Annotated in this window: 14 protein-coding genes; all 14 read left to right on the forward strand. The window is 28.6% G+C overall.

Going from position 1 to position 15,171, the window contains the following annotated elements:
* Positions 1–8 precede the first annotated feature (8 nt).
* The 14 genes from queG (at position 9) to EK368_RS07870 (ending at position 15,000) form a co-directional block, all read left to right on the forward strand.
* Positions 9–905 carry a tRNA epoxyqueuosine(34) reductase QueG gene (gene queG / locus EK368_RS07805; RefSeq protein ID WP_129598192.1) on the forward strand — a complete coding sequence of 299 codons (897 nt, stop codon included), beginning with the start codon at positions 9–11 and terminating at the stop codon, positions 903–905.
* 5 nt (positions 906–910) lie between these two features.
* Positions 911–2,080, forward strand: coding sequence for an HD-GYP domain-containing protein (locus tag EK368_RS07810; protein ID WP_129598194.1), 1,170 nt, complete (start codon positions 911–913; stop codon positions 2,078–2,080).
* Between the two features lie 13 nt (positions 2,081–2,093).
* Positions 2,094–2,984 (forward strand): phosphatidylserine decarboxylase, encoded by an 891-nt coding sequence (locus tag EK368_RS07815; protein ID WP_129598196.1) that lies wholly within the window; start codon positions 2,094–2,096, stop codon positions 2,982–2,984.
* Positions 2,985–3,181: 197 nt separating this feature from the next.
* Entirely contained in the window at positions 3,182–3,778 is a 597-nt protein-coding gene (locus EK368_RS07820; RefSeq protein ID WP_129598198.1) for a hypothetical protein, read from the forward strand.
* 202 nt (positions 3,779–3,980) lie between these two features.
* Entirely contained in the window at positions 3,981–4,346 is a 366-nt protein-coding gene (acpS, locus tag EK368_RS07825) for a holo-ACP synthase (protein ID WP_129598200.1), read from the forward strand.
* An 81-nt stretch (positions 4,347–4,427) separates the two neighbouring features.
* Positions 4,428–5,048 carry an outer membrane lipoprotein carrier protein LolA gene (locus tag EK368_RS07830; RefSeq protein WP_129598202.1) on the forward strand — a complete coding sequence of 207 codons (621 nt, stop codon included), beginning with the start codon at positions 4,428–4,430 and terminating at the stop codon, positions 5,046–5,048.
* Positions 5,049–5,076: 28 nt separating this feature from the next.
* Positions 5,077–6,252 carry an alanine racemase gene (gene alr, locus EK368_RS07835; protein ID WP_129598204.1) on the forward strand — a complete coding sequence of 392 codons (1,176 nt, stop codon included), beginning with the start codon at positions 5,077–5,079 and terminating at the stop codon, positions 6,250–6,252.
* 135 nt (positions 6,253–6,387) lie between these two features.
* On the forward strand, positions 6,388–6,663 hold the full coding sequence (locus tag EK368_RS07840) for a CopG family ribbon-helix-helix protein (protein ID WP_129598206.1): 276 nt from the start codon (positions 6,388–6,390) through the stop codon (positions 6,661–6,663).
* Positions 6,635–7,015, forward strand: coding sequence for a type II toxin-antitoxin system PemK/MazF family toxin (locus EK368_RS07845; RefSeq protein ID WP_479722767.1), 381 nt, complete (start codon positions 6,635–6,637; stop codon positions 7,013–7,015). The genes EK368_RS07840 and EK368_RS07845 overlap by 29 nt, the downstream gene beginning before the upstream one ends.
* A 208-nt stretch (positions 7,016–7,223) precedes the next feature.
* Entirely contained in the window at positions 7,224–7,844 is a 621-nt protein-coding gene (locus EK368_RS07850) for a LysE family translocator (protein ID WP_165000374.1), read from the forward strand.
* Positions 7,845–7,970: 126 nt separating this feature from the next.
* On the forward strand, positions 7,971–10,787 hold the full coding sequence (locus tag EK368_RS07855) for a phosphodiester glycosidase family protein (protein WP_129598210.1): 2,817 nt from the start codon (positions 7,971–7,973) through the stop codon (positions 10,785–10,787).
* A 132-nt stretch (positions 10,788–10,919) separates the two neighbouring features.
* Entirely contained in the window at positions 10,920–12,470 is a 1,551-nt protein-coding gene (locus tag EK368_RS07860) for a glycoside hydrolase family 26 protein (protein WP_202976446.1), read from the forward strand.
* 19 nt (positions 12,471–12,489) lie between these two features.
* On the forward strand, positions 12,490–13,575 hold the full coding sequence (locus tag EK368_RS07865) for a hypothetical protein (protein WP_129598214.1): 1,086 nt from the start codon (positions 12,490–12,492) through the stop codon (positions 13,573–13,575).
* 15 nt (positions 13,576–13,590) lie between these two features.
* Positions 13,591–15,000 carry an MBOAT family O-acyltransferase gene (locus tag EK368_RS07870; protein ID WP_129598216.1) on the forward strand — a complete coding sequence of 470 codons (1,410 nt, stop codon included), beginning with the start codon at positions 13,591–13,593 and terminating at the stop codon, positions 14,998–15,000.
* Positions 15,001–15,171 lie beyond the last annotated feature (171 nt).

Raw genomic sequence — 15,171 nt, forward strand, 5'->3', positions numbered from 1 at the left:
GGACATGAATGAAAGAAAAACTAAAAGAATTTTGCAGAAAAATTAATATTGAATATGTAGGTATTGCACCAGTAGGACGTTATAAAGAATTAGAAAATATTCTAAAAAGAAGAATGAAAAAAGGATATTTAACAGGGTTTGAAGAAAAGGATTTACAAAAAAGAATCAATCCAAAAAAGATTATGGAGGATGCTCAATCTATCATTGTATGTCTATTTCCTTATTTTATAGGAGATAAAGAAGATGGTAATTTATCTAAATATACTTATGGATTAGATTATCACAAAGTGATTGAAGAAAAATTAGAAGAAATAGGGCAAGTTTTAAAAAAAGAAATAAAAAATTTTACTTATAAAGCTTTTGTAGACAATGGACCTTTAGTAGATCGATATTTAGCATATATTTCTGGAGTAGGATACTTTGGTATGAATCAGCATATTATTACAGATGATTATGGGTCTTATGTATTTATTGGATATATAGTTAATAATTATCCCTTTGAAGTAGACCATCCTTTAAATAAGAATTGTATAGAATGTGGAAAATGTATAAAAAGTTGTCCAGGAGGGGCATTGCTTTCAAATTATGAAATGAATCCTAAAAGGTGTGTTGCTTATTTAACACAGAAAAAAGAAGAGCTAACTTATGAGGAAGAAAGCATTTTTAAAAAAGGAAAAACTATATTTGGATGTGATATCTGTCAGGATATATGTCCTCATAATGCAAATGTTAAAAATACACCTTTAGAAGAATTTAAAAAAAATATTATTCATAAAATAGATGAAAAAGAAATAGAGAGCCTGTCGAATAAAGGATTTCAAAAAAAATATAAGGATCATTCATTTAGTTGGAGAGGTAGAAAAACAATTCAAAGGAATTTAGATATTTTTAAAGATAAGGAGTAATGATGATGAGACTTGTACCCGTTAATTGTCTAAAAGATGAAATGTATTTGGCCCAAACACTACACGATAGAGATAATAGAGTGCTACTGCAAAAAGGGGTCAGGTTGAATGATAATTTAATAGAAAAAATAAAAGAAAATGGAATATATAGTATTTACATTCATGATGAATATAGTGATAATGAAATAGAAGATGTAATTAGCTCTACCCTTAGAAATGAAGCAGTAAAATCTATGAAAGAAACCTTTGAGGGATTTAATCAATCTTATCAACAAAGAAATAGTCTAAAAAGTATGCAATACGAGAAACAACAAGAAAAGAAACTAGAGGTATTAAGTGATGTATCAAAGGATATTGTAGAAGAAATTGCGTTAAGCAAAGACATAATGATTCGTTTAGTAGACATAAAGAATATGGATACCTATACGTATCAGCATTCTGTAAATGTAGCAGTTTTATCTTTGATTTTAGGAATTGAATTGAGCCTAAATCAACATGAATTGTATGATTTGTGTATAGGTGCTATGCTTCATGATGTAGGCAAAGCATCTATTTCTAAAGAAATTCTCCTAAAGAGGGGTATGCTTACAAACGAAGAGTGGAATATGGTAAAACAGCATCCAAAGAAAGGCTATGATCAATTAAAAGATCAGTATCAATTAAATACAAATGTGAAAATTATTGCGCTCCAACATCATGAAAGAGTAGACGGAACAGGATATCCTAATGGGTATAAAGACGAAAAAATTAATAAACTTGCAAAAATTGTTTCGATTGCGGATGCATATGATGCTATGATTTCAGATACCCCATACCAAAGAGCTGTTTCTCCAAATGAAGCTATAGAGATGATTATGGGAAGTGCAGGAAGACAATTTGATTTTGAAATGGTAAAAGTTTTTGTCAAAAAAATTATCCCTTATCCTGTAGGAACTTTGGTGCAGCTTAGCAATAAAGAAATAGGAGTAGTAGAAGAAATTCATACAGATTTTCCTCTTCGTCCTAAAATAAAAATTGTAAAGCAAAATGCAGTAACGGTAGAGATGAAATCTATAGATTTGATGAAAGAGACAAACCTTGTAATTGAAAGAATGCTCTATGAGGTTCCTAATGCGTGTGTATCTAAAAATTTAGGAGAAGAGAATTCTTTTAAAACACAAGGGGTAATTTCTTAGAAGGAGGATTCATTTGGAAATTAATTATATAAATAGAAAAACTTCTGCAAAAGAAAAGGAGATTGTAGCAGGAGATTTTTTTTTAAAGTGGATTTATGATACCAAAATAGGAAGTACAATTCTTGAAATGATTGTAAAAAGAAAGATGTTTTCAAGTATATATGGAAAAATGCAAGATTTATCTTTTAGTAAAAGAAAGATCAATCAATTTATAAAGGATCTTAAAATTGATATGAAGGAAGCAGAAATAGAAAATATAGAAGAGTATAAAAACTTCAATGATTTTTTTGCAAGGAAATTAAAAAAAGAAGCAAGACCTATTGAAAAAGATGAAAAATATTTGGTATCTCCAGCAGATGGAAGGATTTTAGCTTATGAAAATATAGATAAAAATTCTATTATACAAGTAAAAGGTTTTACTTATACTCTTAAAGAATTAATAGGAGATGAAGAGTTAGCCAATGAGTATCAAGGAGGAGACTGCATAGTCATTAGACTTTGTCCTGCTGATTATCATAGATTTCATTTTCCTGATAGCGGGATACCCATGGAGACAAAAAAGATAAATGGTCTTTATTATTCAGTGAATCCTATTGCTCTTAAAAAAGTTGCTTCTATTTATTGTCAAAATAAAAGAGAGGTTACTTTATTCCATTCAAATCATTTTAAAGAAATGATTTTGATAGAGGTAGGGGCTACTTGTGTAGGGTCTATTATTCAAACATATATACCGAATAGGAAAATTCAAAAGGGAGAAGAAAAAGGATATTTTAAATTTGGAGGGTCTACAGTTATTTTATTTTTAAAAAAAGAAGCCGTTCAAATAGATCAAGATTTAATTAAAAATACAGAAAAAGGCATAGAAACAAAGGTGAATATGGGAGAAAGAATAGGCACTAAATAGAGAGAATTTCTTGAAAACAATAGAAATATAGAATATAATAAAAAAGAAAAAATTATTTATTTCTCTACAACTTAGTAGAGATTTTTTGTTTTGAAATATAGAGCAATTGAATCAAATTAGGTCCTAGGTCCTATGATGGAGATTCTATTAAATTTACGATATATTTATGATGGATAGCAAAACGGAGGTTATGGGACATGGAAAAAAATATTGAATTAGATCAAAATATTATTAAAAAAAATAAAATCCCTATTTTGATTGAAGATGGGGAGTGGACATCCTTATTTGAAAGTACTATGACAAGGTCTATGGAGAAAACTTCAAAAGTTTTAAAAGAAAAAGTCATAGAATATAGAGAAGCTACTAAACAAATTAAAATATATAAAAAACTTAAAAAAGATTTAATGGAAAGAGTTCTTCAGATTTCTAATGAAGTAAATAATAATCAAAATGACAGTGTGCTAGATTCATTAGAGCAAACAAAAGATAAAATACTTCAAGCAAATGACAAGATTGATGAATTTCAATTTATGATAGAGACTCTTCCGAAGGAAATAGAAATATTAAATAAAGCATTATTGACAGAAACTATTTCCATAGCTTATGAAAAAATTGAAAAAGGAAGCAGTAAAATAAAAGATCTTACAGATGAAATTATAAAATTAAGAGATCAGCTTAAAAGAAGCTGGGATGAAAAAATAGAGTTAGAAAAAACAGTGGATGATTTGTATCATTATCTTCATGATACATTAGGACATGAAGAAACAAATAAACTAGATAGAAAATTTCTTTAAAAAAAGTACGTATTAATACGTGCTTTTTAGTTTTTAGTAATCTATATCAATAAGATCATTTTACGGAAATTTTGAATGAAATGAAAGAATTTAGTTTGCGCTATGAGCAATTCCAATAGGAGTATGCAAATTTTTATTTTAGGAGGAATTTACAGAATACAGTAGAATATATAAGAATAAATAAGAAATGAGGAGTTTTATTATGAAAGGTATAGGAATAGATATCATAGAAATAGATAGAATATCTAATGCTATTTGTAAAAATGATAAATTTTTACAAAGAATATTTACAAAAAAAGAAATAGAATATTTTTTATCTATTGATTATAGAAAAAATACTATAGCAGGAGGTTTTGCTGCAAAGGAAGCTGTGATGAAATCACTTGGAACCGGGCTTAGAAATTTTAAATGGATTGATATTGAGATTGATAGAGATCATTTGGGAAAGCCAGTTGTAAATCTTTATAATGGGGCACAAGAGATTGCAGATCACAAAGAAATAAAGGAGATTATGGTTAGTATATCTCATAGTAGAGATTATGCAGTAGCACAAGCTGTAGCTATTTAGAAAAGTGAATTATGTTTCATAGGAATAAATTTTAAAACTTTCACGTAAAGATAGTAGAGGCTATTTTGTGGAGGGATAAATTTGAGAATAAAAAAGATAGGATTATGGATACTTGTGATATTTCTTTTAGGAGGATGTAGTCCTAAAACAAAAGAAGATTTATTATATGATGTTCAAAAAAAGTTAAATCAAATAAATTCTTATACATGTAAAGCAGAAATCAAGATCCATGGAAATAAAGATGTGCAAAAATATATTGTAAAGCAGTGGTTTCAAAAACCAAATAGATATAAACTTGAGACTATTTATCCTAAGCATCAAAAGGGAAAAGTTACTTTATTTGATGGAAAGAGGGCATGGATGTATCATCCCTTAATTGAACAAACCTTTATCATGGAAGATTTTTCAAGATCAGATGAACAAAATATGTTTTTGGGATATTTTGTAAAAAATTATTTAGAGTCTGAAAATGTACAAATAGATCAAAAAACAAAAGAACATAAAAATTATCTTTTAATCACTGCTGAAATTCCTGGAAATCATATTTATTTTCATAAACAAATATTATGGATAGATATAGATACAAAAGAACCTTTTTTATTAGAAGTGTATGATGCAAGTGACCATATAAGAATGAGTGTAAAATATGATGAATTTGAGTATAATCCTATTATAGAAAATGATTTTTTTAACATAAGATAAGGTATTTCAAAGAAAGAGGGGGAGAAAAGTGTTATCTTTAGAAAAAACAAGACCTGTATGGGCAGAAATTAATTTAGATCATTTGGCTTATAATATGAGAGAAATTAGAAAGCTTGTAGAAAAAGAAATAAAAATTACAGGAGTTATTAAAGCAGATGCATATGGACATGGAGCATTAGAAATTGGGAGAACACTTCTTGAAAACGGAGTAGACAGATTTGCTGTAGCAACATTATCAGAAGCTTTGGAATTAAGAAAAAGTTATAAAGACACACCTCTATTGATTTTAGGATATACGCCAAAGGAGTGTGCACAAGAGGTTATAGAAAATAAAATCATTCAAACAATTTATTCTATAGAAGATGCAAGAGATTACTCAAAAGTAGCACAAGAATTAAAAAAAAGTGTAATCTTTCACATTAAAATAGATACAGGTATGAGTAGAATTGGATTTTTACCTAATAAAGAAACTGTAAAGATCATAAAAGAAATCATAGAGTTACCTTATGTAAAAGTTGAAGGTATGTTTACTCATTTTGCAGTAGCAGATGCATTCAATAAAGATTTTACGGATAAGCAATATGAAAGATTTATAAGTGTGGATCAAATGCTTAAAGAAGAGAATATTCATATTCCTATTCGCCATGTAGGAAATAGTGCAACGATTATAGATTTACCGAATATGCATTTAGATATGGTAAGAGCAGGAGTAATTCTTTATGGACTTTATCCTTCAGAAGAAATTAAAAAAGAAAGACTAAATTTAAAGCCTGTTTTATCTTTAAAAGCTAAAATTAGTCATATAAAAATACTAGATGAAGGAGTAGGGGTCAGTTACGGACTTAAATTTGTTACTCCTAAAAAGTCTAAAATTGCAACTTTACCTATAGGATATGCAGATGGATTTACAAGAATGTTATCAGGAAAAGCAGAAGTTTTAGTAAAAGGAAAAAAAGTACCAGTAGTAGGAAGAATATGCATGGATCAATGTATGATTGATGTAAGCTCCATAGAAGATATTCAAGTAGGAGAACAAGTAATATTTATTGGAACAGATGGTAAAAATACAATACTTGCAGATGATTTAGCAAATCAATTAGATACTATTAATTATGAAATTGTATGTATGCTTGGAAGAAGAATCCCAAGAATATATATCAAAAACAATGAAGTGATAAAGATTAAAGATTATTTAATCATGTAGATTTTGGAAATTAGTATAAAAAAGTGGGCATATTGACACACTTATAATAAATAGTATATAATGTTGTATATATTTTTAGTATGGATACGAGTGCCCATGTGGTGTCCTATTTTTACAATCTTAGGAGGTGCGAACATGGCTGAATCCAAAAGAATTATGATCAGCTTGCCTAATACTCTTTTACAAGAGGTAGATGATATTGTAGCAATGGAACAACGGAATAGGAGCGAATTTATTCGAGAAGCAATGAAATTATATATTAGAGAGAGGCATAAAATGCAAATTAGAGAGGCTATGAAAAAGGGCTATAGGGAAATGGGTGCAATGAATTTAGCGTTATCGGAGATGGGATTAGACCTGGATGTAAATGGACTACAGACATATGAATCAAGGCTGGCGGAGTGTGAGTAGTGTGATTGTAAAAAGAGGAGATATTTTTTATGCGGATCTTAGCCCTGTAGTCGGATCGGAGCAGGGAGGAGTTAGACCAGTCCTTGTAGTACAAAATGATATTGGAAATAAATATAGTCCTACAGTCATTGTAGTTGCCATAACCTCTCAAATTAATAAAGCAAAATTACCAACTCATATTGAAATTAGCGCGTCAGAGTATGGATTAACAAGGGATTCAGTTGTTTTACTAGAACAAGTTCGTACTATTGACAAAAAAAGATTAAGAGAAAAAATAGGACACTCAGATGATGAAATGATGAATAAAGTAAATGAGGGCTTATTAATAAGTTTTGGACTAATAGATTTTTAAGACTGTCAGAGAGAGGACAGTCTTTTTTGTATATCTTTCAAAGTGTAAGTCATTTTGTCATATGCAGGTAACTAAAGTCAATTATTTTTTTAAAAAAGGATCTTTAGGTATCTGGTCTTCTTGCAATTATATTAAAATAATTGTAAACTTAAAACATATAGCAAATAAAGAATTATGTCTAAATATGCTTAAAGGAGTAAATAATACAATGATCGATATACTAAAAGGAATAATCATGGGTATGATTATTGCAATCCCTGTAGGTCCTATTGGGATTTTGTCTATACAAAGAAGTATTCATAAAGGATGGAAAGAGGGCTTTCTTTCAGGGATTGGTGGGGCAACCTCTGATATGGTATATTCATCTATGGCTATTTTAGGAATGGATTATATAGATGTTTTTTTAGAAAAACATACTTCTTTAATTTATTATATAACAGGAAGCGTATTTTTGATTATTGGAGTAAATATTTTTATACAAGCAATAAAAAATAAGAAAAAAAAGAAAAAGTTTGAAGAAGAATCTATACACCCATATATTTCAACTTTTTTTATGGGAATATCTAATCCAATGACTTTCTTTATTTTTTTAGCCATGTTTACAAAATTTGATATACATGTTAATGAAGAGATATTGATACAACAGGTAACTTTTATTGCAGCTATTTTTTCAGGCTCTTGTATGTCTTGGTTTTTGATTTCAAATTTTATACAATATTCTAAGAAAGATTATAAAATAGAAAATTTTACTTTGGTAGATAAAGTAGTAGGATGTATGATTAGTTTATTAGGTATTGTGAATATTGTAAAAGGAATGATAAGATGTTAAGGTGATCCTTTGGGTCGCCTTATTTATTGTTAATAAATGATATAAGATTGTAATGTATTCGTAACCATAGAATCGACAGATATTGATATAATAAAAGCAACGAAATTATAGAAGGGGGAAGATAATATGCATAGCCTAAAAAAAGTGATGATGTCTATGGGACTTGCTTGTTCTATAGCATTTATAAACATACCAAGCTTTTCTTATGCACATATTTCTAATACAGTTTATGAACAAAAAAATGAATCTTACATAGCAAAGGGTATAAAACATGAGCAACACCTTAAATTTACGGATAGTGGATGGGTCAATGTAAATGTAATTCGAGTAAATTTAGATGAACCATATGCTACCTTAGATTTATTATTTCATCAAAATGGTTTGGGACAAAAGGCTAGGTTATCAGAGTTAGTAGGTCAAAGAAGTGATGTAGTGGGAGCAGTGAATGGAGACTTTTTTAATATGAAAGGAGCTGCTACCATAGGACCAATGGTCAGAGATGGAGAACTCCTTACTACTACAGCTTATTTAGGACAACCTGTACCAAGTATGAGTTTGACCAATGAAAAAATTCCTATTATTCAAAATTGGGTAAACAATGCAATTGTACTTACCAATGTAACAAAAGGATATAATTTTGAAGTACTAGCTTCCAATAAACAAACTGATTATGCACATATAGCTGTGCTATATACGCAAAAATGGGGAAGTCAAACTCCTGCTAAAAATTTACCTGGAGGAGTTCAAATGGTTATACAAAACAATATAATAACAGAGATTTTACCAGCAGGAGTATCTAAAGTAATTCCTCCTAATGGATCTGTAATATTTGCGGCAGGAATGAAAGCTACAGAGTTACAAGGAAATTTTGCAGTTGGAGATATGGTAAATTTTACAAATCAAGCAAATTTGGATATTCCAAATATTAAATTTTCTGTAGGAGGAGGAGGTTTACTTGTAAAGGATGGTATACCACAATCTAACTACTACATTAATATAAAAGGTAATCAACCAAGGACTGCACTAGGCATTTCAAAAGATAAAAAAGAAGCTTTTTTAGTGACTATAGATGGAAGAGTAGGATCTTATACAGGGGTAACACAAGAAGAACTAACACAGATTATGATTTCACTAGGAGCTTATGATGCCATTAATTTAGATGGTGGAGGTTCCACTGATATGGTAGCAAGACCTTTAGGAGAAGAAAATAAAAAGGTAATAAATAACCTTTCAGAAGGTGTAGAGAGAAGAATTATGAATGGAGTAGGAGCTGTGAGTAATGCTCCTAGAACAGAGGAAATTGGAGGTATGATTTTACGAATAGAAGACTCTAATGTTCCTTTAAATAGTTCAAAGAGGATACAAGTAAAAGGCTATGATGCGAATTATCATCCTATAGCAATAGATCCAAATAAAATCAACTGGCAGGTAAAAGGGGTAGAAGGAAAAGTTACAAATGGAATTTTTCATGCACAGAGTCCAGGTGATGGAATAATTGTGGCAGAAATAGACGGAAAAACAGCTAATTTACCAATACATGTCATAGATCAAATTACAAGACTTGATATATTTCCTGGGAAAATACAATTAGACAATAATCAAAAATTGAATATAACAGCTAAAATTACAGATAAAGATGGATATGGAAGTAGTATCAATATAAAGGATTTGAATGTTGAAATTCCTAATAATTTAGGAACAATAGATGAAACAGGATACTTTCATTCTGGGAATGAAAGTGGTTCAGGAGTCATGAAGATTTCTTATGGGAATTTGGTAAAATATATTCCAGTAGTAGTAGGATCAAAAAAAGTAGTTATAGATGATTTTGAAAATATAAATGGTCAATTTGTATCTTATCCAGCAGAAGTATTAGGAGGATATACATTATCTAATATCAGTAAAAATGGACAATATTCAGGAGAACTTTCTTATGATTTTACCAAAACAGATGCTACAAGAGCAGCTTATTTACAATTTAATAATGGAGGGAAATATTTCACAGAAAGACCACAAAAAATAGGAATGTGGGTATATGGAAATAATAGTGGCCATAGTCTAAAGGCAAAAATGTTTACAGCCAATGGAAATGAGCAAAATATAACATTAGAAGCTAGTATCAATTGGGATGGATGGAAGTATGTAGAAGGAAATATTCCAGATAGTATAGGAAATAATTCTAGACTTGAAAGAATCTATGTAGTACAGACAAATAAGCTCATTAAAGATATGGGAAAAATTTATATAGATGATCTGACTGTATCTTATCCAAATACTTTTACAGGAAATATTCCAAAGTCAGAGAATCAATCACAAAATCCTAAAAATATAAAAGCTGATGTAAAGGGAGACAACTCATTTAAATTGTTTGCTCATGGAGCTATTTTAGGAATGAATTCAGAAAATATTATAAAAACAGCAAAAATGTTAAATGAAACAGCTGAAGTTAATTTATTTACACAACAAGTAGATCCTCGATTAAAAGACCAACTTAAAAATTCTACTTTTGTTGTAGGAGGAGGATATAGTTCTACAAAATATAAAAATAGTTTATTGATTTCTTTAGACAATACAAAGGGAGGATTAAGAGAAACAAACTTTGAACAATGGAGATGGTTTTTAAATATAGCAAATCAAGCAGATAGTAAAAATATAATTATTACTTTACCAAAGCCTTTAAGCTTTAAAGATTCATTAGAGGAAAAATTATTTAACGATACATTAAATAAATTGAAAAAAGAAAAAAATGCAGAAGTTTGGGTATTTACTGGAGGACATGATACTTTTAGTGTATATCCAAAAGACGGAATTTATTATGCAGAATTAAAATCTTATTCTGAAAATAGAGATTTAGATAAATGGGAAGGATTGAGTTATATAATGTTTGCTGTAAATGATGATGGAATAACCTATGAAATTCTTTCCTTAAAAGATAATAAATAAAAATTGGGAATGCTCCTAGAATAAAGTTTCAAGGAGCATTTTTTCTTAAAATATAAGACTGCAATGAAGTTTAAAATTATGCTATAATAAGATGGAATTTGTCAAAATAGAATGAGAGAGGATTGTATACATATGAAAAAAATAGGGATTGGAATTTGTATAGGAATCATGTGTTTTTCTAGTTTTTTTTCTTATGGAAATGAACAAGTATTACCGCATCACCATCAAATTCAAAAAGGTAGTGCTTCATATATTGAAACCATAAATCAAGAAAAGAATAGATATGTAAATTATGGAGATGGGTATATGATAGATTATCCAAGTCATATGGAGGTAGATACTTCACTAGAAGCAGTAAGAACATTGATCAAAGACCAAGAAAGAGAAATAGAAATTTATTATGATAATTTTCATAATACTCCCAATTCAGCTCCTGCTTATAAAAACTATAGCAATGCATTTATAAAAAATACGAAAGATCATATAAAAGAATATGAAAACACTGCTACAATTAATGGTATGAAGGTACATTTGTTAAAATGGAGCAGAAAAAAGCTTTCTAAAGTATCCAATGATAAAAACTTTTATGTAAGTGCAGAAATTGTAAAAAATGATAAGGAAGTTTATACAATTTTTATAAAATCATCTAGACAATTTTATAATTTTGAAGACTATATGGATGTGATTTCTAGTTTTAAAATCATAGAAAAAAAAGGAAATCCTAGTATAAATACGAAATTTAAACCAGTAGAAAGAAAATTAAATGAAGAGACAAAGGAATTTTATTACAAATACTTTGTAAATAGTGATAAACTAAGATGGGGAATATTTGAACAAAGTGCTCCTGCAAGCTTTTCCTACCTAAAAGGTATAGAAAATAGATTAGATTATGAATTTAAATTTTTAGTAAGATACCAATCATTAGATGTTCCTATGCCTCTTGAGGAGCTTAAAAATGCTTACAATAACAATAGATATGTAGAACTTACTCTACAAACTATGCACATGAATGAAGAAAATGAAAGTATTACCTATGATATATTAGATGGAAAATATGATGATTATTTTGAAGAATATGCAAAAAAAATCAAAGAATTTAACCATCCTATTTTATTTAGACTGAACAATGAAATGAATGGAGATTGGTGCGTATATTCAAGCTATTATTCTTCAAAAGATACAAATCTTTATAAAGAAGTTTGGAAATATATTTATCATGTATTTGAAAAAAATGGTGTAGATAATGTGCTTTGGGTATGGAATCCTCATGATTTATCTTTTCCTAATTTTAAGTGGAATCACTACCTAACTTATTATCCTGGAGATGAGTATGTAGATATTATAGGACTTACAGGATACAATACAGGAAATTACTATCCAGGTGAAATATGGAGAAGTTTTGAAGAAGTCTATCCTCATGTTTATAACGAATATATGGATATATTTGAACAACCATTTATGATTACAGAATTTGGATCAAATGAAATTGGTGGAGACAAGGTAAAGTGGATTCATGAAATGTTTGATTATATGTATATGCATCCATTTAAAAATATAAAAGTAGCTATTTGGTGGAATGGAATTGATTGGGATCCATTAAGAAATCCAGCTAGAATTTACAGACTTGATAATCGAGAAGATGTGATGGATACTTTTAGACAAAGATTAAAGGATTACAAGTGATTAAAGAAGGGAAAAAAAGATGAAATCATTTAAAAAAGTATGTATTTATATGATTGTATATATATTATTGCTTCAGTTTGGTATCCCTCATATCATACCTGCTCAAGCAGTATATGAAGATCGATTGATTTATGATGCTGTCAAAAACCGTCCTACCAATATAGAAGGAGTTTTTGAACAAGTAAAAAAAATAATTGATCAAGAGCATATAAGTGACTATGTAGTCATCTTAGGAGATTCAGTAGGATTTAGCAGTCCAGGACCTGCTGATTCTTCTATTGCTCATTATTTAAATGAAAAAGCGAAAAAGTCAGGGAAAAACTTCAGAGTATTTAATTTATCTATGCCATCCATGCAAACAGGAGATATTTACACTGTTTTAAAGAAGATGGATCAGTATGGTATTTCTAGAGATCATGTGATTATTAATGTAATTTATGCAGGCTTTGTAGGAAGATATCCTGATCCTCCAGCAGTTTTTTGGTTAAAGGATCAATTAAAAGAGGTAGATCCAAAAACTTACGAGCATATTAAACCGCAATTAGTAGCAAATGAAAAGCAGGAGAAATTCATTCAAAAAACATTAAAGCCTATGAAAAATAATATGTATGAAAAGATATCTATATTTAAGTATAAGGATTATATCCAGGCGTATTTTCAAGGAAAAATAAAGGAAATAAGAGGAACGATCGCTTCTAATGAAGATGTGAACCCTTGGACTGAAAAAGAATTTTTAAAGGATTTATTAAAAGAGCCTATGTATCAAAGAGAGTTTTCTGATACACCATTTGTAATGGATGAGAGCAATCCTCAGATATATTTTTTAAATAAAATTATAGACTTTCAAAGAAATAAAGATACATTTATTTTTCTTGCAGCCATGAATGATGAGTTGTTAGAAGAAAATGTGTCCAAACCTGGATTTCAAGAAAATATGAAACGAATCGATGACTATTTAAAAAAACAACCCATAGAATATAAAAATTTTAATCATACTATAGATTACAATTTGTTTTCAGATCATATACACTTAACACCTAGAGGATATAAAATATTATCAGATCGATTATGGGATGAAATACAGAAATGGGATATGAAGAAATAATGGAGGATATGTAATATGTTATTTCACTCGTTTGAATTTTTTGTTTTACTTTTGATTACTTTTGTATTTTTCTATAGTTTTCCAAAGCAAAGAATTTACATTCTTGCTGTAGCCAATATCATTTTTTATAGTGCATCAGGAATAAGATATTTATTTTTATTTATGATTGTTTCATGGATCACCTATATGTGTTCTTTGAAAATAACAAAAAACTATGGAAAAATATTTTGTTGTATAGGAATTTTAGTTAATGTTTTAAATTTAATATTTTTCAAGTATACAGGTTTTATATTAAATAATATAGAGAAAGTTATGGGAATAATATTTCCTTGGCAAGATACACTACTGGCAAAGATTATGTTACCAGTAGGAATTTCATTCTATACCTTTCAACTTATTGCTTATCTAGTGGATGTATATAGAAAAGAAATCAAACCTTGCGATTCTTTTTTAAGCTTTTGGGTATTTATTTCTTTCTTTGGACAGTTGATTGCAGGACCTATCATGCGTGGGAAAGAGTTTCTTTTTCAAATTGATAGTTTAGAGGAAAATAAATTTACTCTTACCAATTTTAAATATGGATTTTATTATATAGGTATGGGTCTTTTTAAAAAAATAATTTTTGCTGATTTTTTAGCCAAAAAAGCTGACATTTATTTTAGTCAAGTAGGAAATTTAAATACTTTAGATGCTTGGTTCGCAGCGTATTTATTTGCATTTCAAATTTATTTTGATTTTTCTGCTTACAGTGAAATCGCTGTAGGGGTAGGGCATTTATTTGGACTTAATTTAAGTCTAAATTTTAAATCTCCTTATATAAGTGCCAATCCTTCAGAATTTTGGAAAAGATGGCATATTACATTATCTTCTTGGATTCGAGATTATATATATATTCCTCTAGGAGGATCAAAAAAAGGTAATTTACTACAATATGTATTTTTATTTACTGCTATGGCCATATCGGGTATATGGCATGGAGCGGCTTGGACTTTTATTGTATGGGGAATTTATCATGGTATTTTAAGTGCTCTTCATAAAATATATAGAAGTTATATAAAGGTTTCTAAAGAAAATATAATCTATAAAATAGTATGTATTGTTATATTTTTTCAACTGACTACCATAGGATGGGTATTTTTTAGAGCAAGTAGTATTTATGATGCTATTTTTATGATCAAGAAAATGATCACTTTTTCTGATGTATCTTATAGCATGACATATGTATTATATTTTGGATTTGTCTTATTTTTATATGGAGTACATTTAGTAGAATATTTTGTTAGAAAAAATGAAAATACAATAAGTGTATACTGGCAAAAATATTTTTCTCCTGCTGTTAGAGCTGCAGCTTATATTGGTATTGTGATTTTATTAATTTTATTTATACAAACAGAAGAAAGTACTTTTATTTATTTTCAATTTTAAGTATTATAAAAATTAATAAATATATTTTCCATAAAAAATAATTTCATGATAAAATAAACTAAGTTATAATGAAATGAATTTTTAAAAGAAGAATATCAACTAGAAAATAAAGTCCAGCTAAGAAATGTCAATAAAAAATAAAAAATATTTGATATCTTTGCTGAGAGAAAA

Source organism: Anaerophilus nitritigenes, from assembly GCF_004138215.1.
Classification (GTDB): domain Bacteria; phylum Bacillota; class Clostridia; order Peptostreptococcales; family Thermotaleaceae; genus Anaerophilus; species Anaerophilus nitritogenes.